We start from the raw sequence: 20,468 nt of genomic DNA on the forward strand, positions 1-20,468 counted from the left end.
CCACGATCGCCCGCGCCGGAAGTAAAGCCCGGCGCGGGCATTTTCCATCATAGACTGTAAGGATTTGGCGGTGCCTCCGCCGAAACGATTGCGTGCGCCCGCAAAGGGCGGAAATGCGAGGACAAGCCATGAACCGTGAAGCCGTGATGTCGATTGCCGCCGAAATTGAAGCGATGAAACCCGATTTCACCACCCTGAGCGACAGCATCTGGGATTTTGCCGAGCTGAAATTCGAAGAACGGCAATCCGCCGGCGTTCTGGCAGCCGCGCTTGAAGAAAATGGCTTCGCGGTCCGCCGTGGTGTGGCGGGCATGGAGACGGCCTTCATCGGCGAATTCGGCAGCGGCAAGCCGGTCATTGCCTTCCTCGGTGAATTCGATGCGCTGGCCGGCATGAGCCAGGTGGCCGATGTGGCGCAGGTTCAGCCGCTTGAACCTGATGCCACCGGCCATGGTTGTGGCCACAACCTGCTCGGCGTCGGCTCGCTGATGGCGGCCATCGCGCTTGCCCGGCATCTGAAAGCCAGCAATCTGCCCGGCACGGTGCGTTATTACGGTTGCCCCGGCGAAGAGGGTGGTTCCGGCAAGACCTTCATGGTCCGCGCCGGCCTGTTTGATGATGTCGATGCGGCGCTGACCTGGCACCCGGCACCGTTTAATGGCGTACGTTCCACCAATAATCTTGCCGTGCTGGAATATTTCTACCGTTTCAAGGGTGTTGCGGCTCACGCCTCCAACGCCGCCCATCTCGGCCGCTCAGCTCTGGATGCTGTTGAGTTGATGAATGTCGGCGTCAATTTCCTGCGTGAACATATGCCGCAGGATTGCCGGGTGCATTATGCGATCACCGATACCGGCGGCAAGGCGGCGAATGTGGTGCAGGCCAAGGCGGAAGTGCTTTACCTGATCCGCGCCCCGGAAATGCGCCAGGCGCTCGATCTTGCCGCCCGGGTGGACAAGGTGGCGCGCGGTGCGGCCATGATGACCGAAACCGAGGTGGAGATCATCTTTGATACTGCCTCCACCAACCTTCTGCCCAACATCACGCTGGAAACGGCGATGCATGAAAACATGGTGGCGCTTGGCCCTGTCGCCTTCGACGAAGCGGATATCGCTTTCGCAAAGAGTATTCAGGACACCTTTACTGATGAGGCGATCAAAAGCAGCATCCGGCTCTACCAGATAAAGGGCGATGTCTTTTCCAACCGGAAGATCGATGGTTCGACGCCCCTGCATCTCGGCCTGCGCGATTTCGAGGGCGAGTCGCATTTCCGGGCGGGTTCCACCGATGTCGGTGACGTCAGCTGGATCACGCCGACCGCGCAGTGCTGGACGCCGGCCTGGGCGATCGGGACAAATCCGCATACCTGGCAGGTGGTAGCGCAGGGCAAGAGCCCGGCCGCCCACAAGGCCATGGCGCATGCCGCCAAAACGCTCGCATCGACCGGTCTTGCGCTGATGACCTCGCCGGAACTGCTCGCCAGTGCAAAAAAGGAATGGCAGGAAAAGACCGAAGGCAGCGATTACGTCTGCCCGATTCCCGCAGATGTCATGCCCGGTTCGCATAAATAGAACGTACCGTTCCAGCATCCGTTTCAATGGCCGATATGCGGGCTTGAGATTGAATTCGACCTCGCATCAAACTTGGCGCTATCCTCGGGCTTGCCCCGGGGGTCCATAATTTCAAAGGTTTATGGCTCCTCGTCGCAAGGGCGGGGAGGACATGAAAAGAACGGGCCGGTACAGCTGTCGGCAATCCGCCCCGAAGCACCATCCCTCTTAAGCTCCCATCATCACCGCCTTGTGTGCCGCTTCGTCGCCTGGCTGCGAAGAAAACATTGACGTTCGAACCAAAAATGGAATAAATATATCGAACAGCAGAAAATCGGTTTCATTATTCCGTTTTCTGAATGTGGAGGTAGCGGCGGGCTTTCGGGTCCGCTTCCGGCTGGGAGAGGTGGCGCCGGACACCGCGGAGGAGAAAACAATGAAGAAGCTTATTATTGGTGCAGCCATGTCTGTGCTTCTGGGCACGGCGGCACATGCAGAAACCGTCGGTGTTTCGATGGCTCAGTTCGACGACAACTTCCTGACCGTGCTGCGCAACGGCATGCAGGATTATTCCAAGGAACTGAAGGGCGTTACCCTGCAGGTTGAAGACGCGCAGAACGACGTTGCCAAGCAGCAGAGCCAGATTCAGAACTTCATCGCGTCCAAGGTCGATGCGATCATCGTCAACCCGGTTGATACCGACGCGACGGCGGCCATGTCGAAACTTGCGACAGAAGCCAAGATTCCTCTGGTGTATGTTAACCGCCAGCCGGTGAACGTGGATAGCCTGCCGGACGGACAGGCCTTCGTGGCATCTGAAGAAACCGTGGCCGGTACGCTGGAAACCAAGGAAGTTTGCCGTCTTCTCGGTGGTAAAGGCAAAGCCGTCGTCATGATGGGCGAGCTTTCCAACCAGGGCGCGCGCATGCGCACGCAGGCCGTGCACGATGTTCTGAAAACCGATGACTGCAAGGGCATTTCGGTGGTTGAAGAGCAGACGGCCAACTGGCAGCGCACGCAGGGCGCCGACCTCGTCACCAACTGGCTCTCCAGTGGTGTCGAATTCAACGCGGTCATCGCCAACAATGATGAAATGGCCATTGGTGCCATTCAGGCGCTGAAATCCGCTGGCAAGGACATGAAGGACTATGTCGTTGCCGGTGTAGACGCCACGCAGGACGCGCTTGCCGCCATGCGGTCAGGCGATCTCGATGTGACGGTGTTCCAGGATGCTGCGGGCCAGGGCAAGGGCGCTCTCGATGCGGCGCTGAAGCTGGTCAAGGGCGACAAGGTCGACAAGAAGGTCTACATTCCCTTCCAGCTCGTCACGCCTGAGAACGTCAAGGACTACGTGGCCAAGAACTGACGATCCCGTTCCGGCATTTGCGCCCGATTGACATAACATCGGAAGCAGATGCCGGACCCGGACGGCAACCGAAGGCCCAGCCTGCGGGCTGATCTCGATAATTAGAATTTCAGTGAATTCAAAGTGTTACAGCGCCCTTTTTGTCGTTAATGACTCGGCGCTGTAAGCCTCCCCGGAGGACGGCTGCGATTTCGCAGGCCCATTTTCCGGTCATTTTTGTCTATTGTGGAGGGTGAGATGGTCGTCAGTCCATCGACAATGGCCGCCGTGCGCGCCAGCGGCGCCGTGCCGAACGCAGAATTTCTTCTGGCAGCGGAAGGCATACGCAAGGAATTTCCCGGCGTCGTGGCGCTTGATGATGTGCAGTTCCACCTCAAGCGCGGCACCGTGCATGCGCTGATGGGCGAGAACGGCGCCGGCAAATCGACGCTGATGAAAATCCTTGCGGGTATCTACCAGCCGGATGTCGGCGAAATCCGCCTGAAGGGCGCCCCTATACGCCTCGATTCCCCACTCGACGCGCTCGAAAACGGCATTGCCATGATCCATCAGGAACTCAACCTGATGGCCTATATGACGGTGGCCGAAAACATCTGGATACGCCGCGAGCCGAAAAACCGGCTTGGTTTCATCGACCATGGCGAAATGTATCGCCGCACGGAAGCGCTGCTGGAAAGGCTCGGCATCGACCTTGACCCGGAAACGCGCGTCGGCGAGCTGTCGGTTGCGAGCCGACAGATGGTCGAGATCGCCAAGGCGGTTTCCTACGATTCCGACGTTCTGATCATGGATGAGCCGACATCGGCGCTGACGGAGCGCGAGGTGGAACATCTGTTCCGCATCATTCGCGACCTCAGGGAACGCGGCATCGGCATCGTCTACATCACCCACAAGATGAATGAGTTGTTTGAGATCGCCGACGAGTTTTCCGTCTTCCGCGACGGCAAATATATCGGCACTCACGCCTCCACCGATGTGACGCGTGATGACATCATCCGCATGATGGTGGGCCGCGAAATCACCCAGATGTTCCCGAAGGAAGAGGTTCCGATCGGCGATGTGGTGCTGTCGGTCAAGAACCTGACGCTCGACGGCGTGTTTCACGACGTCTCTTTCGATGTTCGTGCCGGTGAAATTCTCGGCGTTGCCGGTCTTGTCGGCTCGGGCCGTTCGAATGTGGCGGAAACGGTGTTCGGCGTCACGCCGGCGTCGTCGGGTACTGTTGCAATCAATGGCAAGCCGGTTTCGATCATGAGCCCGACAGAGGCCATTCGCCACCGCATGGCGTTCCTGACGGAAGACCGCAAGGATACCGGGTGTCTGCTGATCCTCAATATTCTGGAGAACATGCAGATCGCCGTGTTGCAGGACAAATATGTCGCCAACGGTTTCGTGCAGGAAAACGCCCTTTCGGAAGCCTGCGAGGAAATGTGCCGCAAGCTCCGGGTCAAGACGCCGCATCTTTACGAGCGTATCGAAAACCTGTCGGGCGGCAACCAGCAGAAGGTGCTGATTGGCCGCTGGATGCTGACCAAGCCGCGCATCCTCATTCTGGATGAACCGACGCGCGGCATCGATGTCGGGGCCAAGGCGGAAATTCACAAGCTGGTTTGCGAGATGGCGCGCGAGGGCGTCGCCGTCATCATGATTTCCTCCGAAATGCCGGAGGTTCTGGGTATGAGCGACCGTGTCATGGTCATGCATGAAGGTCGGGTCACGGGTTTCCTTGACAGAAGTGAAGCCACGCAGGTGAAGGTGATGGATCTCGCATCGCGGTGAGGCGCGCCGGGATTTCTCGAGGAGGAATGATTATGAACACAAACGCCGCCGCCAACGCAGAGTTGGATGCAAAATCCGGACGCAAGCCGCACAGGCGCATACCGCCGGAAGCCAATATCTTTTTCGTGCTGATCGGCATCGCGCTGGTCTATGAAATTCTCGGCTGGATTTTCATCGGCCAGAGCTTCCTGATGAACCAGCAGCGCCTGACAATCATGATCCTGCAGGTGTCGGTGATCGGCATCATCGCCGTTGGCGTGACGCAGGTCATCATTACCGGCGGCATCGACCTGTCCTCCGGTTCGGTTGTCGGCCTGACGGCGATGCTGTCTGCCAGCGTGGCGCAATCCTCCACCTGGCCGCGGGCGCTTTATCCCGGCTTGACCGACCTGCCCTTCTTTATACCGCTCGCTGTCGGCATATTGGCCGGGGCTTTGGCCGGGTTCATCAACGGGCAGCTGATTGCACGCACGAAAATCCCACCCTTCATCGCAACACTTGGCATGATGGTGACCGCGCGTGGCCTTTCCAAGTGGTACACGAAGGGCCAGCCGATCTCCGGCCTGACCGATGGTTTCAACTTCATCGGCACGGGCATCTGGCCGGTCGTCGTTTTCCTCGTCGTTGCCGCGATCTTCCACGTTGCGCTGCGTTATACGCGTTATGGCAAGTTCACCTATGCGATTGGCGCTAACCAGCAGGCGGCACGCGTTTCCGGTATCAATATCGAGGCGCATCTCATCAAGGTCTATGCCATTGCCGGCATGCTGGCAGGTCTCGCCGGTGTCGTCACCGCCGCCCGTGCACAGACCGCGCAGGCCGGCATGGGCGTGATGTATGAACTCGACGCCATCGCCGCAGCCGTTATCGGCGGCACGTCGCTTGCCGGCGGTGCCGGCCGCATCACCGGAACCGTCATCGGCACCATCATTCTCGGGGTCATGACATCCGGCTTCACGTTCCTCAGGGTCGATGCCTATTATCAGGAGATCGTCAAAGGCCTGATCATCGTGGCCGCCGTCGTCGCCGACGTCTACCGACAGAAGAAACGCGCAAAGCGCTAAACACTCCTCCTCCCGGACTTGGGGCAAGCTTTCAGGCTTGCCCTTTTTTTATGCGCTGGCCTTGGAGACCCGACTTATGTCGGAGGGCAGGGGATGATTTTTAGGCCTTGCTGTTTCTGTACTCGTGAACAGCCTTGCCGAAGGCCTCGAACAAGGCGCGCGATGGCGCGTCCGTCTCGGCCCAATATTCCGGATGCCATTGTACACCGACGGCAAAGCCCTTGGCGTCGATGACGGAAACGGCTTCGATCGTGCCGTCCGCTGCCGTTGCCTCCACCTGAAGGCGCGGTGCTGTTTCGGCAACCGCCTGCCGGTGCAGCGAGTTGATCTGGATTTCGCCCGACATGCCGAGGTGCTGCGCAATGCAGGAGCCTTCTCGGACATGCACGGACTGGCGAATGGCGAAGGACACGTCGCGGTCGTCATGTTCGGGCTTGCGGTGATCCCAGATGCCTGCCTGTTCCTGAATCTCGGAGGCCAACGTGCCGCCGAGCGCAACATTCAACTCCTGAATGCCGCGACAGATGGCCAGCATCGGAATGCCACGTTCGATGGCGCGGCGAATGAGCGGCAGGCTGGTCGCGTCGCGGGCGGGATCGAAGGGGCCGTCGCTTTCCTGCGCCTCTTTTCCATAGAGCGATGGGTGCACATTGGTGGCCGAGCCGGAGACGAGCAGGCCGTCTACCCTGTCCAGAATGGCGTCGACCTCGTTACCGTCCTCGAAGGCCGGAACGATGAAGGACATGACACCGGCAACCTTCAACGCGGCGGAAAGATACTGGTTCTGCGCCGCGTGCCAGTCGGCTCCGGTGAAGTGCCGGATGTCGGCGGGAACGGCAATAATGGGTTTTGGCATGGTGGCTCCGGGGCGAATCTTCGAAATTTGTGCGACTGCCGGTGCGCCAAGTCAAGCAGGTGTTTTGCGTTTTGCCGGTAATGGATGCGCCTAAAGTATAAGGCGGTGCGAGGATATTTCAGTTGCAAATAAAATACGAAGGGGAGTTCCCGAAAAGGCCGGTTTTCCGCGATTAATTCTTGGCCCGGGTGCTTGTCAGCCGGGCGGTAACCGTGCTTACTTTGCTGCGATGCCTGAACAGCAAAGAGGGGAATTCAAAGCTGCGGGCAGCGTTCATATCTGGGAGGATATAGATGGATCGCCGTTCCTTTATGAAAAAAGGTGCGCTTGCGGGAGCCGCTACGGCCGCTCTGGCCGCGCCCGCCATTGCACAGCAGAATACCAAGATTACCTGGCGTCTGACGTCGTCGTTTCCGAAATCGCTCGACACGATCTATGGCGGTGCCGAGGATATTGCCAAGCACGTCGCTGCCGCAACCGACGGCAATTTCACCATCCAGCCCTTTGCTGCCGGTGAAATCGTGCCCGGCCTGCAGGCGGCCGATGCCGTGTCGTCAGGCACGGTGGAAATGTGCCATACCTGTTCCTACTATTACGTCGGCAAAGATCCTACTTTCGCCATCGGCACGGCGATACCCTTCGGCCTCAATGCCCGCCTGACCAATTCCTGGTTCTATGAAGGCAACGGCAACAAGCTGCTCAACGAATTCTACGCCAAGCACAATCTTTACGGCATGATCTCAGGCAATACCGGCGCGCAGATGGGTGGCTGGTTCCGCAAGGAAATCAATACCGTCGATGATTTCAAGGGCGTGAAGATGCGCATTGCCGGTCTGGCCGGCAAGGTGGTGGAAAAGCTCGGTGTCGTGCCGCAGCAGATCGCCGGCGGCGACATCTATCCGGCACTGGAAAAAGGCACCATTGATGCTGCCGAATGGGTCGGACCCTATGACGACCACAAGCTCGGTTTCTACAAGGTTGCGAAATATTATTATTACCCTGCCTTCTGGGAAGGCGGCCCGGTCATCCATTCCTTCGTCAATCTGGACAAATGGAACAGCCTGCCGAAGAATTACCAGGCGGTGTTGCAGGATGCCTGCGCCTTTGCAAACACCAGCATGATGGCGAAATATGACGCCAAAAATCCGACTGCGGTGCGGCAACTTGTGGCTGAAGGCGCTGTTCTGCGGCCGTTTAGCCAGGAAATCCTCGAAGCCTGCTATAAGGCTGCGCTGGAGGTCTATGCCAATATCTCGGCATCCAACCCTGACTTCAAGAAGATTTACGAGGACCAGGTGGCCTTCAAGCGCGAGGGCTATCTGTGGATGCAGCTTGCGGAATATACGTTTGATACATTCATGATGATTCAGCAGCGCAACGGAAAGCTCTGATCTTTCGGTAAAGGCGGACCGGCAGAAAGCCCCGGAGATTTCGGTCTCCGGGGCTTTTTGTTCTTGAGCTGGAATTTCGGCCTCGCTGGCCTGTCAACCAACACTGATCAATTTATTATATCCGCGTGCCTGATGCCTGGATGGCAATGGGTCGGCGCAGCGTTGCGCGGGGATCGCTTTCGATCACCGCTGCGCTGCGCCGGTCGTGCTCTTATGGCCCGATCTTGGGCGGCTGGCTAAGGTCGGATTGGGTGTTCGGCACGGGCTGCTGAGGTTGCGGTCCGCCCAAATTGAGCGGCGGCAAACCGAGCGCCGGCGGTGCTGCCGGAGCCTGGTTCCCCTGCCCGGATGGGGCTGGAGCCGGCCCGCCGAGGTTGAGTGGCGGCAGACCCATGGATGGCTGTTGTTGAGACGCGCCGCCGCCGAGCGGAGGCAGTGACAGGTTGTTGTTTCCCAGCCCGCCGGGTATCTCGATCTTGACGGTGCTTGGATCGACGGTGGTGTGGCCACTCTTGTAGGTCAGGACCAGGCCGGGGAATGCGATGACGACCAGGATCATCACAAACTGGATGATGATGTAGGGGAATACACCCTTGTATATTTCCGTCGTTTTCACACCGGGCATTTTTTTGCCCGTCACCTTGTCCACCCAGGTGGAAGTAGGCGCGATTGAACGCAGGAAGAACAGCGAAAAACCGAAGGGCGGGGTCAGGAACGAGGTTTGCAGGTTGATGCCGAGAATGATGCCGAACCAAACGAGGTCGATCCCGAGTTTCTCTGCCACCGGGGCGAGCAACGGCACCATGATGAAGGCGATTTCAAAGAAATCGAGAAAGCAGCCGAGAATGAAAATGATGATCGTGACCACGATCAGGAAGCCGTATTCCCCACCAGGCAGGGCAAGCAGTAATTCTTCAATCCAGACATTGCCATTGATGCCATAGAAGGTCAGACCGAAAACGCGGGCGCCGATGAGGATCATCATGACGAAGGCGGAAAGCTTTGTCGTCGCATCCAGTGCGTTCTTGACGATCGCCAGCGAAAGTCTGCCTTTGGCGAGCGCAAGGATAAGCGCGCCGGTTGCGCCCATCGCGCCGCCTTCGGTCGGTGTGGCAATGCCGAGGAAGATGGTGCCGAGGACGAGGAATATGAGCGCCAGTGGCGGCACCAGAACGATGATGACCTGTTCGGCGAGGCGTGAAATGACCTTCTTGCTCGCGGCGCTATTAAAAATAGCAACGAGATAAACCGCAAATACGGCGAAGGCGAGCGCTGTAACGAGCCGCCATTCCGGGCTTGTTATGCCGCTGAAGAGCAGATGCATGCCGAGGAAATAAAGCGCCACCGACAGGGCGATCATCACCAGCAGCGAAGTAACGCCGTTTCCGAGAGTGCGGGCTTCCTTTGGAAGTGCGGGCACGAGCGCCGGTTTGAAAATCGAAATGGCGAAGATATAGGCGCAATAGGTCGCGACGATCAAAAGCGCGGGGTAGAGTGCGCCGACATACATGTCACCGACCGAACGGCCGAGCTGGTCCGCCATGACGATCAGAACGAGAGATGGCGGGACGATCTGGGCCAGCGTGCCGGAGGCGGCGATCGTGCCCGCGACGAGTGGACGGTTATAGCCGTAACGCATCATGATCGGCAGCGAGATAAGGCCCATCGCCATGACGGAAGCCGCCACGACGCCGGTGGTGGCGCCCAGCAGCGCGCCGACGAGAATGACCGCATAGGCGAGGCCGCCCCGGATCGGGCCAAAAAGCTGGCCTATCGTATCGAGAAGGTCCTCCGCCATGCGGGAACGCTCGAGGATGATGCCCATGAAGGTGAAAAACGGGATCGACAACAGGGTGTCATTATACATGATCCCGTAGATGCGTTCCGGATGAGATTGCAACAATGGCCAGAACAGGCGGATTTCCGGAGAAATCCACGATAGCTCCACGCCCAGGGCAAAATAGATGAGACCGCCGGCGGCCAGGGTGAAGGCGACGGGGTAACCGAGCAACAGCATCAGCATCACGCTGCTGAACATCACCAGCGGCAGGTTGTGCGCAATCAAATCTATCATGTCAGGTCCCTGCCGTGTCGTGGGTTTCTGTTTCGGAATCCGACAGCACGGTTTCGCGGGGATCATCGATATATCCCGCAATTACTGCGTATCGCTTGATGATTTCCGAAAACGCCTGAAGTAGAAGCAGGGCAAAGCCCAGCAGGACGACAAGTTTTGCGGGCCAGATGATCAGCCCGCCGGCATTGGACGACATTTCTCCGGAATTAAACGAGGTCCAGAACCACGGCCAGGCCAGATATGTCATCAATCCGGCAAATGGAACGAGGAAAATGATGTGAAGCACGAAATCGACGACGTCGCGCGTGCGCTTCGACCATGTGGACGACAGGATATCGATCCTGACATGTTCGTTCTTCAGAAGCGCGTAAGCCGCGGCCAGCATGAAAACGGTGCCATAGAGATACCATTGCACCTCGAGCCATGCGTTTGATGACATATCGAACATCTTGCGCACGACGGCATTGGTGGCGCTGATCAGGACTGCTGCCAGCAACAACCAGGACACAGACTGACCTATAACCGTGGTGACCGCATCAACGGCACGGCTGATTCCCAAAAAAAATTTCACTTTCCCCTCCTCAGGACCAGATACAAGGTCCGGACCGCGACTTTTTATTGGCGGTTTATTGAGCTTGCCGCCAAGCAAGTCGGTTTTTTGTTGTTTGCAGGTGCTTATTGAAACGCTTTTCAAAAAGCAACTCAGAACGGTATAGTCATCCTCCGAGAACCCCGTATGGCAAGCACTTGCAATGATTTATCGTGCACTGATTTTACCCTGGACGCTACAGCATGCCCCTTTTGCAACGGATTAAAATTCGCTTTTCCACGGATGTCGGAACCAACTGCGCGGGTTGATGATCCATTGCACTTTTCAGCGACTTCATGTTACTTCTGGCTTCGGAGAATCCGGTATGAGCCCGTGATCGCGGGCAGGGCAGGTCCCTGGCGATACGGGAATGACGGATGGAGCAAAGGGGAAGCGGAATGAGCGAACACCACACGGGTCCGGTCGAAGTTGGCGCCGAGATGAACTACGCCGAGCACGAAAAGACCTATAATGGTTTTCTGGCTATGGCGAAATACGGCACGATGCTGCTGTGCGTGCTGATGCTGGCCATGGTCGCTGGTTTCTTCGCATCTGCGGGTCTTCTTGGCGGTCTTATCGTGTTTCTCGTGCTTTCGGCCGCGGGCTTCATTCTGCTGCGCTGAACGGTCTCCTTCTCGGGCGGTTTCCCGATGCGGAAACCGGGCGACGCCGGATATCGGAAAGGCCAGCCATGAAACGCCTGCTATCCTGCCTGATTTTGTTTGCGGCGCTTTCGCAGCCCGTTCTGTCGCGGGATATTTTGCCGTCTGAGCAGGACAGGCTGCATACGCAGATTGAACGGTTCAATACCGCTTTGAACGGGCAGGATTTCGAAACCGTCGGCAAGACGGTGCCGCCCAAAATCTTCGAGTTTATCGCAAGGAATGCGGGTGTTTCCGTCGAGCAATTGCGCAGCGCCTTGACGACGCAGATGCAGATGGCGCTTGCGGCGGTCAAGATAACCGAGTTCACCATGGACAAAGGGGCGATCAGCGTTGAGCAGACGCCGGATGGCACGCCCTATGCGCTCATTCCGACAAAAACGGTGATGGAAACCGGCGGCCAGACGATTGAGGCGAAATCCCATACGCTGGCTTTGATGGACGGCGCGGACTGGTATCTGCTACGCGTGAGCGACCAGCAACAGGTAGCGATCCTGCGAAAAGTCTATCCGTCCTTCGCCACGGTGGAATTCCCTGATGATTCCATGCAGCCGGTGAAATAACCCGCCTATTGCTGTCGGCAGCTTTAAAGCAGGTCTCACGCTCTTCACTTATGAAAAACGCCCCGGTCTGAAAGGATCGACCGAAATCGCGGTCTCTTCGCCGTTCGCCAACTGGGTCACGAGGCGGGCAGTGGCTGCCGATTGCGTCAGTCCCAGATGGCCATGGCCGAAGGCGTAGATGACGGAGGGTGTGGTACGCGCGGTGCTGATGACGGGAAGACAGTCCGGCATTGACGGACGGAAACCCATCCATTGCGTTCCGCCTTCCATTTTGAGACCGGGCAGGAAACGCCCCGCCTTTTTCAGCATCGCTTCCGACCGTTTGAAATTCGGCTGCAGCTCCAGCCCGCCAAGCTCGACCGCGCCGCCGACGCGGATGCCTGAAGAAAGCGGTGTCACGACGAAGCCGTGATCGTTGAAATAGAGCTGGCGTGTCAGGTTGAAGGCGCCGGCGGGCAGGGTGGTGTTGTAACCTCGCTCGGTTTCCAGCGGCACGATATTACCAAGCGTCGCGGCAAGTTTCCTCGACCAGGCGCCGCAGGCGATTACCACCCTGTCAGCATCGATCTTGTCGCCATTTTCCAAGGTGACGATCGTGCTTTCACCGACGGCATCGATGCGTTCGGCCTCGCCTTTACGCAGGCTGGCCCCACGGGCAATCACCAGATCGAAAATGGCGCGGGTGAAATCGTAGGGGTCGGAGACCTGCAGACCATCGGGGGAGAACATGGCATGGCGGAACTGCGGGGCAAGGCCCGGCTGCAATTCATCTATCTCATTGCGGCCGACACGTTCAAAGGAGAAGCCCGCGCGCTGCTTTTCGTCCCAGTCCTTCGCGGCGGCATTCAAGCTTGCTTCGCTATCGTAAAGATCGAGTGTGCCGGTTTTTGAAACGAAGGACGAAAGCTCCGGCATGGCGGCGACATGCGCCATTTCACTGGCTGCCAGCCGGTTGATATCGCTGAGTGCCCGAAGCCCGTGACGGAAGTTGCGCTCGGCGCTGGCACGCCAGAAGCGCCAGAGCCAGGGGGCGATCTTTGCGGCATAGGCCGGTGGCACGCTGAGCGGACCGAGGGGATCGAAAAGCCAGCGCGGCGCTTTCTTCATGATGCCGGGGGCGGGAATGGGGATGATTTCCGGAAAGGCCAGGATGCCGGCATTGCCGGAACTTGCACCGCGGGCAACTTCGCCGCGTTCCAGAAGAACAACCTCACGGCCGGCATTTTGCAGGTAAAGCGCCGCCATGGAACCGATAATGCCGGTGCCGATCACCAGCACGTCGCATTTCAGGGTTTTAGTCATCGGCGCTCCTGCAACACAAATCTCTCAAGCCCGCCATAACAATGAATGCCGCCCCGATGAAAGGCCGCATTGCACCGCGGCCGCAGAAATATCAGCACTGTGGCAAATAAGCGGTCCACATCAGAGGGGATGCCGCAGGTCGGAGGGCTGGATTTCTCGGCTTTTAACAGCAGCTTCGGCCTCTGAAGCAATAGTTATAATTCATCATTAATCGCTATTTAACGGTGTCCCGCTAATTTGCGTGCGGGCAGACCGATCAGTTTTCATCTCCTGGATTAGTGAGGATTGAGGAGGTCCGCAAACTGGTCATTGTTGGGGGTTCAAAAGCATGTCTCACTTTTCTAAGTTTGGTTTGGATGCATCTGCGGTGCTGGAAGCCCTGAACCGCTCACAGGCCATCATCGAGTTTGATCTGACCGGCAAGGTTCTCAAAGCGAACGATAATTTTTGCAAGGCGATTGGCTATAGTCAAAATGAGATCGTCGGGCTCCATCACCGCACGTTCCTTTGCGCCGAAGATGCGGCGTCTGCGTCGTACAAGACTTTCTGGGAAAAACTCTCGCGCGGCGAGCACGACAAGGGGCAATATCGTCGGCGTGCGAAAAGCGGCGCGGATATCTGGATCGAAGCCTCATACAATCCGGTTTTCCGTTTCGGCAAGCCCTACAAGGTGGTCAAGATCGCGACCGACATTACGGCTATCAAGCGCCAGAGCGCCGATGACAACGGCAAGCTCGCGGCACTCTCCCGTGCCCAGGCCATGATCGAATTTTCGCCGGACGGAACGATCCTCAGCGCCAACGAAAATTTCCTCGAAGCGATGGGATATCAGGCGCAGGAGATCATCGGCAAGAACCACTCGATGTTCTGCGAACCTTCTTATGCCAGGTCGATGGAATACCGCACCTTCTGGGAAGATTTGCGAACCGGCCGTTTCTCCACCGGCCAGTTCATGCGGCTTGGCAGGGATGGCAAACGTATCTTCATTCAGGCATCGTACAATCCGATCCTCGATGACCGTGGCCAGGTCTTCAAGGTTGCCAAATTCGCCTTCGACGTGTCGGACCGGGTGCATGCGGTGGAGGAGCTTGGCGCAGCGCTGGAGCGACTTTCCCAATGCAACATCCGCGTCACGCTGGACAAGCCGTTTGTCGGTGAGTTCGAGGGACTGCGGCGGGACTTCAACAAGTCCATCGCGGAATTCCAGAAGACGCTGGAGAATGTTCTCGGCCAGACCGGCGATCTGACCCGCAGCAGCCAGGAAGTCAGCGAAGCCTCCGTCAATCTTGCCGAACGTTCGCGCGAGCAAGCGGTGGCGCTGGAGGAAACCTCGGCGGCGCTTGAAGAGATCACCGCGACGGTTCGTTCGTCCACCGAAAACATGAAAGAGACGCGCAAACTCGTGCAGAGCGCGCGGACATCCACGGTTGCGTCCACGGAAGTGGTCGAGCGGACGGTTGATGCCATGCAGCGCATCGAGACGGCATCGCGGGAAATCAGCCAGATCATCGGTGTTATCGATGAAATCGCCTTCCAGACCAATCTTCTGGCGCTGAATGCCGGTGTTGAAGCGGCACGTGCGGGTGAGGCTGGCAAGGGCTTTGCCGTGGTGGCGCAGGAAGTGCGCGAACTGGCGCAGCGTTCCGCCAACGCCGCCAAGGAAATCAAGGCGCTGATCAACAATTCCGGCAGCGAGGTTCTCGAAGGCGTCCGGCTGGTCGGTGAGACCGGCGAGGCGCTAAAGCAGATCGACGGGCTGGTCAGGCACATTGACGGCAATGTCGAGATGATTTCAAAGGCGGCCGACGAACAGGCTGTCGGCATCAGCGAGATCAACAAGGCGGTCAACCGGCTGGACCGGATGACGCAGGAAAATGCCGCAATGAGCGCCCGCACCACCGCGATCAGCGCCACGCTGGCTCAGGGTGCCGATGTGCTTGCGCAGCTCGTCAGCCTGTTCAAACTGAACCGTCGTAACATTCAGCGCGAAGACGGTTCATCTGTCCGGTCGGATTTTTCGAATGCCGGCCGCCAGGATAAGGAATCTGGACGGGCAGCCGCATAAAAAGGCGGGCTCACGCTCGCCTCGACCTGCTGACGAAATTGTTGGATGCGGATGCCTTTGATCGGGCATCCGCATTTTTTTTATCCCTGCAATGCTGGCCGTTCGATGCCGAGGTGGTCGCGCAGCGTTGAACCTTCGTAGTCCTTGCGGAACAGGCCACGCTCCTGCAACAGCGGCACGACTTCGCGGTTGAATTCTTCCAGCCCGCCGGGGAAGAAGGGCGGCATGACGTTGAAACCGTCGGCAGCGCCGTTCTCGAACCATTGCTGCATGCGGTCGGCCACGTCTTTCGCCGTGCCCATGACGATGTGGTGGCCACGGCCGGCGGCAACACGCAGCGCGAGTTCCCGGATCGTCAGCTTCTCGCGGCGCGCCAGCTCGGTCAGAAGCTCGGCGCGGCTGCGCAGCTGGTCGGAGATCGGCAGATCCGGCAGCGGGCCGTCGAGATCGTATTCTGTCAGGCTGTGGCCGATACGCTCCTCAAGCAGCGGCATGGCGCTCTTGATGTCCGTCCAGCGGTTCAGTTCCTTCAGCTTTTCAGCAGCTTCGTCAAAGCTCTTACCGATAATCGGCATGAATCCAGGCATGACGGCAACGCTTGCGGGATCGCGGCCGAACTTCGCCACCCGCGCCTTGAGACTGGTGTAGAAGGTCTGCGCCTCGGAAATTGCTTGCTGGGCGGTGAAGACGATATCGGCGGTGCGGGCGGCGAGATCCTGACCCGGCCCGGAGGAACCGGCCTGAATGAGAACCGGGTGTCCCTGCGGCGAACGTGGAATGTTAAGTGGACCCTTGACCGTGAAATATTTGCCTTCGTGGTCGAGAATATGGACCTTTTGCGGATCGACGTAACGGCCCGCCTGCTTGTCCTTGACAAAGGCGTCGTCGTCCCAGCTGTCCCACAGGCCACGCACGACATTCACATATTCTTCCGCAACTGCATAACGCTCGTCATGCTCGGGATGGTCCTTGGAGAAATTCGCCGCCGTGCGGGCGTAAGATGTGGTGACGATGTTCCAGGCCGCACGACCATGGCTCAGATGATCGATGGAAGCGAAGGCGCGGGCGGTGTGGTACGGCTCGCCATAGGTGGTGGAGGCAGTGGCGGCCAGCCCGATCTTGTCGGTCACCATGGCAAGGGCCGCCAGCAGTGTCAGCGGCTCGAAACGGGCAATCATGGAAGGGTGGGCGTCTACACCGCTGGTCAGGCCGTCGGCCAGGAAAACCATGTCGAACTTCGCCGCTTCGGCCATTTTCGTGACACGGGTGAGCAGGTCAAAATTCTCGCTGCCAGCCTCCGCATCCGGGTGACGCCAGCCGGAAACGTGGTGGCCGGCGCCCTGCAGGAAAAGGCCGAGATGCATTTGTCTTTTGCGGGTCGTATTGGTCATGGGGTCATGCCTTCATGTCGGTCGTGTTATATTTCAGTTGCCAGAAGCGTTTCGAGCTTCCTGAGATCGGCTGCGGTTTTCATGCTCCGCACCAGTGCCGGAATTCCGGCGAATTTCTCATTGCCGCCAGTGGCGTCGGCGAATTTTTCGGTTGGGTCATCGATGCCGGGCAGGCCATCGACGCGGCGCGATAGCACGGTGCCATCCTTTTTCGTCACATCGATGACCACAAAACGGGTGGTTGGATCGGGTGACAGGCGGCGGGCGGTCTCGTCATGTTGGCGCGAGACTTTTGCCGAAAGCGCCAGCAGATCGGTACGCACAGGGCTTTCATCGAAATGGCCGATGGTGAGCGCGCCGTCCACAAGCGCTGCGGCAAAGACATATTCGGCGCTGAAGCGGGCATCAATGCCGGTCTGAGGGGCGTCCGTGCCGATAAGGGCTGCATCGCCGCCTGGCGGGAAAGTGATGACCGCAGTTTCGATCTCGTTCGCCGTCAGATCATGCGCGCTGCGCAGTGCAAGCGCGCCGACGGCGATGGGGTGGGCGGCGGTGCAGCAGGGAAAGGCCTTGAGGGTGAGGCCGGGCGAGACGATCTGCCAGGGTGCGCCCCAGCCCGAAAGAACCCGTTTCGGCTGTTCCACGCCAAAGGCGAAGGCGGAATAAAAGCCGATGGGGTTTTCCAGAAAATCCGGTGCGCCCTGAAAACCAGATCGTGCCAGCCGCGCGGCGGTGAGGCCGGCGCGGGTCGCAAGCCCGGCATGCAGCGGCTTGGCATCGAACCCGAATTGCAGGCGAAGCCCGGCCGATTGCGTGGCGGCGAGGCCAAGTGCGACCGCCGTGGTCTGCGGATCGAATTTCAGAAGATGGGCAATAGCCGCCGCAGCGCCGATAGGTCCCAGCGTGGCGGTGGCGTGGAAGCCGTTTTCGTAATGTTTCGTGCCAAGCGACAGGCCAATCCGCGCCATGGTCTCCAGCCCGACAATATAGGCGGCGATGAAGGCATCCGCCGTCGAACCTTCCTCGACTGCAACGGCCAGAAGTGCGGGAATGATGGCGACAGTGGGGTGGCCGCGCACGCTGCCGTGGACGTCGTCATAGTCAAGCACATGGCCGGCATGGCCGTTGATGAGGGCGGCGATAAAGACATCCGTGCGCAGATCGTGGCCGATGATACCAGCCGTACCCGATGTTCCCGGGGTAAAGCTGTCGATCAGGATTTTGGTGCTTCTGTCGGCAGCGCCGCCGAGCACGCAGGCGAAAAAATCGATCAGCGCGGTGCGGGCAATGGTCACGGCCTCGTCGTCACGCAGCGGATCGGAGGCGGCGATGGCTTCGGCGAGATGAAGGGTGAGTTTTTCCTCGGTCGTCATGGCGTCATATCCCTTCGCCGTCATTGACCCGCGCCACCTGCCCTCCCAGACCCTTGACGAAGGCGTTGATGCGCGGATTGGTCGACTTGTAGAAGATATGGTCAGGCGTGCCCTGGTCGACGATCAGGCCGTTTTCGGTGAAGACGATATTGTCGCTGATTTCCTCGGCAAAGCGCATTTCATGGGTGACGAGAATGCTGGTCATGCCGTCATTGACGAGATCACGGATGACGGCGAGCACTTCGCCCACGGTTTCCGGGTCGAGTGCCGACGTCACCTCATCGAACAGCACCAGTTCGGGGCGCATGGCAAGCGCGCGGGCAATGGCCACACGCTGCTGCTGGCCGCCGGAAAGCTGGCCAGGATAGGCATCGACCTTTTGCGACAGGCGGACCTTTTCCAGCAATTCGCGGGCATGTCGCTCGGCGTCTGCCTTCGGCGTGCCGAGGATTTTGATCGGCGCGATGGTGATGTTTTCCATGACAGTCAGATGCGGGAAAAGGTTGAACTGCTGGAAGACGATGCCGATGCGCTTGCGCAGTGTTATGCGCTCGGCTTCGGTTTTCAGCTGGTCGACACGGGTGCCGCCGACGGTGATCTTGCCCGATTGCGGAATGAGCAGACCGTTGATGCAGCGCAGGATGGTGGATTTGCCGGAGCCAGAGGGGCCGATGATGGAAACGGCGTCGCCCTTGTTCACCGTCAGATCGATGCCCTTCAGAACCTGATTGTCGCCGAAGGACAGGTGTACGCCTTCCAGTTCGACCAGAGCTTTTGCGACGGTTTGTGGTGCGGGTGCGGACATGGCTTGTTCCAATCAGCGGGAAGCGAAGCGCCGCTCAAGGCGCTGCGTGAAACGGGAGACGGGATAGCAGAACAGGAAGAACGCCATCAGGACGGTGAGATAAACGACGACGGTGAAATCGTTGCGCTGCACGGCGGTGCTGGCGTCTGTCGCGGCATGCAGCAGCTCATGCACGCCAACCAGCGAGGCAAGTGCGGTGCCCATGGTGATCGAGGCGTAAAGGTTCATCCATGGCGGCAGCGAACGTTTGACGCATTGCGGCAGGATGATCCAGCGCAGGGTCTGGTTGCGCGAAAAGCCGAGGCCCTGTGACGCTTCCCATTGCGCTGTCGGGATAGACTGGATGGCGCCGCGGGTGATTTCGGCGATGTGGGCGCTGGCCGGAATGGCAAGCCCGACCACGGCCTTGATCCAGTCCGGAAACGGAATGTAATGGCCGAAAGCAACGATCTCGAAAGGGAAGATGTAGGTGGCTGCAAAGATCAACACCAGATGCGGGGCGTTGCGGAATATCTGCACGTAGGTCAGCGCCGGCGCCCGAACCAGACGATAGGGCGCAAGCTCCATGATGCCGAGCAGGACGCCGATGAAGGTGCCGATGGCGATTGCCAGAATGCTGATCAGCACATTCATGGCGAAACCCTTGGCCAGATAGGGCAGCCATTGCAACAGCACCTGTCCCAGCGAAGGATCGAGGATAAGCCACAGCACGACGGCGACAAGCACGCCGAGCAGCAGAATGGTGCCGAAGGGCAGCTTCTTTGCCGCCCGCGTTTGAGAAACCACCGCGCTCATTGACCGAACCCCGGAACTGCGAGACGCCGTTCGAGCCAGAGACCGGTCCGTGCGACGATGAAATTGATGACGCTGAAGAAGATGAGGATCACCAGCATCAGCTCGACCACATTGTCCCGCTGCGTCCAGATCAGGATCGAGGCATAGGTGATTTCACCGACCGCGATCGCCGATCCGACGGTGGTGAGCTTCACCAGATTGATGAGATTGTTGATGATCGACGGCAGAGCCGTGCGGACCGCCAGCGGAAATTCGACGTAACGCAGCACCTCGAAAGAGCTGAAGCCGATGGCGCGCGCCGCCTCGATGGTCGTGGCCGGCACCGCCTCGATGCCGCCGCGTAATGCCTCCGCATGGAAGGCGGCGATATGCAGGCCGGTAATGGCGACGACCCAGAAGAACGGCGTCAAAGGGTTGTTCTGCGCACCGCCGAGCGCGTTGGAAATCAGCATGTTGAGCACGAGGAAGCCGCACATCAACTGCACCAGCGTTGGTGTGTTGCGCGTCAACTCCACATAAGCGCGCACGGGGCCGGCGAGCCAAGCCTTGCCGGAGGTCAGCATCGCCGCGAATATGAAGCCGAAAACGAGGCTGAGCGGCAGAGTGACGGCGACCAGAATCAGTGTCATCTTCATGCCGTCGAGCCAGATTTGAACCTCGTAACCGCTGTTCAGAAAATCATAGTTGAGGCCGAGATGCGCAGCCAGTTCTATGAAGCGCGCTGTAAAAGAATCCTGCATCGGAAATCCATGCTGTTATTGCGGGTGCCGCCCTGCGGGCGGCGCCAGAGTTGCCTGCCTTGCCATACAAGCAGAAAAGAAGCGCGGGCGCATCTCGCTTCCG

Annotated in this window: 17 protein-coding genes; 8 read left to right on the top strand and 9 right to left on the bottom strand. The window is 58.8% G+C overall.

Annotated features, from left to right (window positions below):
- Positions 1–128: 128 nt before the first annotated feature.
- The 4 genes from JZX89_RS06415 to JZX89_RS06430 all read left to right on the top strand — a co-directional run bounded on the left by JZX89_RS06415 (position 129) and on the right by JZX89_RS06430 (position 5,759).
- A complete protein-coding gene (locus JZX89_RS06415; protein ID WP_207133454.1) occupies positions 129–1,571 on the top strand; it encodes a M20 family metallopeptidase in 1,443 nt (480 codons plus the stop codon).
- 415 nt (positions 1,572–1,986) lie between these two features.
- The gene (locus tag JZX89_RS06420) at positions 1,987–2,916 is read left to right on the top strand and encodes a sugar ABC transporter substrate-binding protein (RefSeq protein ID WP_149899228.1); all 930 of its coding nucleotides are present in this window, start codon (positions 1,987–1,989) and stop codon (positions 2,914–2,916) included.
- A gap of 237 nt (positions 2,917–3,153) precedes the next feature.
- Positions 3,154–4,695, top strand: coding sequence for a sugar ABC transporter ATP-binding protein (locus JZX89_RS06425; RefSeq protein WP_207133455.1), 1,542 nt, complete (start codon positions 3,154–3,156; stop codon positions 4,693–4,695).
- Between the two features lie 32 nt (positions 4,696–4,727).
- Positions 4,728–5,759, top strand: a complete 1,032-nt coding sequence (locus JZX89_RS06430) for an ABC transporter permease (protein WP_149899226.1) — start codon at positions 4,728–4,730, stop codon at positions 5,757–5,759.
- Between the two features lie 100 nt (positions 5,760–5,859).
- On the opposite strand, the gene JZX89_RS06435 is transcribed toward JZX89_RS06430, so the two are convergent.
- A complete protein-coding gene (locus JZX89_RS06435) occupies positions 5,860–6,615 on the bottom strand; it encodes a gamma-glutamyl-gamma-aminobutyrate hydrolase family protein (RefSeq protein WP_207133456.1) in 756 nt (251 codons plus the stop codon).
- Positions 6,616–6,908: 293 nt separating this feature from the next.
- Between JZX89_RS06435 and JZX89_RS06440 the strand changes: the two genes are divergently transcribed.
- The gene (locus tag JZX89_RS06440) at positions 6,909–8,006 is read left to right on the top strand and encodes a TRAP transporter substrate-binding protein (protein WP_149899224.1); all 1,098 of its coding nucleotides are present in this window, start codon (positions 6,909–6,911) and stop codon (positions 8,004–8,006) included.
- A 211-nt stretch (positions 8,007–8,217) separates the two neighbouring features.
- Here JZX89_RS06440 and JZX89_RS06445 read toward each other — a convergent pair whose 3' ends face one another.
- Positions 8,218–10,080 carry a TRAP transporter large permease gene (locus JZX89_RS06445; RefSeq protein WP_207133458.1) on the bottom strand — a complete coding sequence of 621 codons (1,863 nt, stop codon included), beginning with the start codon at positions 10,078–10,080 and terminating at the stop codon, positions 8,218–8,220.
- Between the two features lies 1 nt (position 10,081).
- The gene (locus tag JZX89_RS06450) at positions 10,082–10,774 is read right to left on the bottom strand and encodes a TRAP transporter small permease subunit (protein WP_246746665.1); all 693 of its coding nucleotides are present in this window, start codon (positions 10,772–10,774) and stop codon (positions 10,082–10,084) included.
- Positions 10,775–11,067: 293 nt separating this feature from the next.
- Between JZX89_RS06450 and JZX89_RS06455 the strand changes: the two genes are divergently transcribed.
- Positions 11,068–11,292: an aa3-type cytochrome c oxidase subunit IV gene (locus JZX89_RS06455; protein ID WP_174375285.1), complete on the top strand. Its 225-nt coding sequence runs from the start codon at positions 11,068–11,070 to the stop codon at positions 11,290–11,292.
- A gap of 68 nt (positions 11,293–11,360) precedes the next feature.
- Positions 11,361–11,894 (top strand): P-loop NTPase family protein, encoded by a 534-nt coding sequence (locus tag JZX89_RS06460; protein WP_207133459.1) that lies wholly within the window; start codon positions 11,361–11,363, stop codon positions 11,892–11,894.
- Between the two features lie 48 nt (positions 11,895–11,942).
- On the opposite strand, the gene JZX89_RS06465 is transcribed toward JZX89_RS06460, so the two are convergent.
- Positions 11,943–13,196 (bottom strand): NAD(P)/FAD-dependent oxidoreductase, encoded by a 1,254-nt coding sequence (locus JZX89_RS06465; RefSeq protein WP_207133461.1) that lies wholly within the window; start codon positions 13,194–13,196, stop codon positions 11,943–11,945.
- Positions 13,197–13,524: 328 nt separating this feature from the next.
- Between JZX89_RS06465 and JZX89_RS06470 the strand changes: the two genes are divergently transcribed.
- Positions 13,525–15,261 (top strand): methyl-accepting chemotaxis protein, encoded by a 1,737-nt coding sequence (locus tag JZX89_RS06470; protein ID WP_207133462.1) that lies wholly within the window; start codon positions 13,525–13,527, stop codon positions 15,259–15,261.
- An 80-nt stretch (positions 15,262–15,341) separates the two neighbouring features.
- On the opposite strand, the gene JZX89_RS06475 is transcribed toward JZX89_RS06470, so the two are convergent.
- From JZX89_RS06475 to JZX89_RS06495, 5 genes are read right to left on the bottom strand one after another with little or no spacing between them, the layout of a single operon-like run.
- Positions 15,342–16,652 carry an LLM class flavin-dependent oxidoreductase gene (locus tag JZX89_RS06475; RefSeq protein ID WP_153514760.1) on the bottom strand — a complete coding sequence of 437 codons (1,311 nt, stop codon included), beginning with the start codon at positions 16,650–16,652 and terminating at the stop codon, positions 15,342–15,344.
- A 26-nt stretch (positions 16,653–16,678) separates the two neighbouring features.
- The gene (locus tag JZX89_RS06480) at positions 16,679–18,025 is read right to left on the bottom strand and encodes an MmgE/PrpD family protein (protein ID WP_207133563.1); all 1,347 of its coding nucleotides are present in this window, start codon (positions 18,023–18,025) and stop codon (positions 16,679–16,681) included.
- 4 nt (positions 18,026–18,029) lie between these two features.
- Entirely contained in the window at positions 18,030–18,830 is an 801-nt protein-coding gene (locus tag JZX89_RS06485) for an amino acid ABC transporter ATP-binding protein (RefSeq protein WP_207133471.1), read from the bottom strand.
- A gap of 12 nt (positions 18,831–18,842) precedes the next feature.
- A complete protein-coding gene (locus tag JZX89_RS06490; RefSeq protein WP_149899215.1) occupies positions 18,843–19,625 on the bottom strand; it encodes an amino acid ABC transporter permease in 783 nt (260 codons plus the stop codon).
- Complete coding sequence (locus JZX89_RS06495; protein WP_207133472.1) at positions 19,622–20,365, bottom strand: amino acid ABC transporter permease; 744 nt, start codon at positions 20,363–20,365, stop codon at positions 19,622–19,624. The genes JZX89_RS06490 and JZX89_RS06495 overlap by 4 nt, the downstream gene beginning before the upstream one ends.
- Between the last annotated feature and the right edge of the window lie 103 nt (positions 20,366–20,468).

This window comes from Agrobacterium burrii (genome assembly GCF_017313405.1).
Taxonomy (GTDB): Bacteria; Pseudomonadota; Alphaproteobacteria; order Rhizobiales; family Rhizobiaceae; genus Agrobacterium; species Agrobacterium burrii.

Excerpts from the sequence above, each read along its gene's own strand:
- JZX89_RS06485 (WP_207133471.1), bottom strand. The coding sequence starts at position 18,830 with ATGTCCGCACCCGCACCACAAACCGTCGCAAAAGCTCTGGTCGAACTG.
- JZX89_RS06435 (WP_207133456.1), bottom strand. The coding sequence starts at position 6,615 with ATGCCAAAACCCATTATTGCCGTTCCCGCCGACATCCGGCACTTCACC.
- JZX89_RS06470 (WP_207133462.1), top strand. The coding sequence starts at position 13,525 with ATGTCTCACTTTTCTAAGTTTGGTTTGGATGCATCTGCGGTGCTGGAA.
- JZX89_RS06480 (WP_207133563.1), bottom strand. The coding sequence starts at position 18,025 with ATGACGACCGAGGAAAAACTCACCCTTCATCTCGCCGAAGCCATCGCC.
- JZX89_RS06440 (WP_149899224.1), top strand. The coding sequence starts at position 6,909 with ATGGATCGCCGTTCCTTTATGAAAAAAGGTGCGCTTGCGGGAGCCGCT.
- JZX89_RS06465 (WP_207133461.1), bottom strand. The coding sequence starts at position 13,196 with ATGACTAAAACCCTGAAATGCGACGTGCTGGTGATCGGCACCGGCATT.
- JZX89_RS06495 (WP_207133472.1), bottom strand. The coding sequence starts at position 20,365 with ATGCAGGATTCTTTTACAGCGCGCTTCATAGAACTGGCTGCGCATCTC.
- JZX89_RS06425 (WP_207133455.1), top strand. The coding sequence starts at position 3,154 with ATGGTCGTCAGTCCATCGACAATGGCCGCCGTGCGCGCCAGCGGCGCC.
- JZX89_RS06455 (WP_174375285.1), top strand. The coding sequence starts at position 11,068 with ATGAGCGAACACCACACGGGTCCGGTCGAAGTTGGCGCCGAGATGAAC.
- JZX89_RS06460 (WP_207133459.1), top strand. The coding sequence starts at position 11,361 with ATGAAACGCCTGCTATCCTGCCTGATTTTGTTTGCGGCGCTTTCGCAG.
- JZX89_RS06420 (WP_149899228.1), top strand. The coding sequence starts at position 1,987 with ATGAAGAAGCTTATTATTGGTGCAGCCATGTCTGTGCTTCTGGGCACG.
- JZX89_RS06430 (WP_149899226.1), top strand. The coding sequence starts at position 4,728 with ATGAACACAAACGCCGCCGCCAACGCAGAGTTGGATGCAAAATCCGGA.
- JZX89_RS06490 (WP_149899215.1), bottom strand. The coding sequence starts at position 19,625 with ATGAGCGCGGTGGTTTCTCAAACGCGGGCGGCAAAGAAGCTGCCCTTC.
- JZX89_RS06415 (WP_207133454.1), top strand. The coding sequence starts at position 129 with ATGAACCGTGAAGCCGTGATGTCGATTGCCGCCGAAATTGAAGCGATG.
- JZX89_RS06475 (WP_153514760.1), bottom strand. The coding sequence starts at position 16,652 with ATGACCAATACGACCCGCAAAAGACAAATGCATCTCGGCCTTTTCCTG.
- JZX89_RS06445 (WP_207133458.1), bottom strand. The coding sequence starts at position 10,080 with ATGATAGATTTGATTGCGCACAACCTGCCGCTGGTGATGTTCAGCAGC.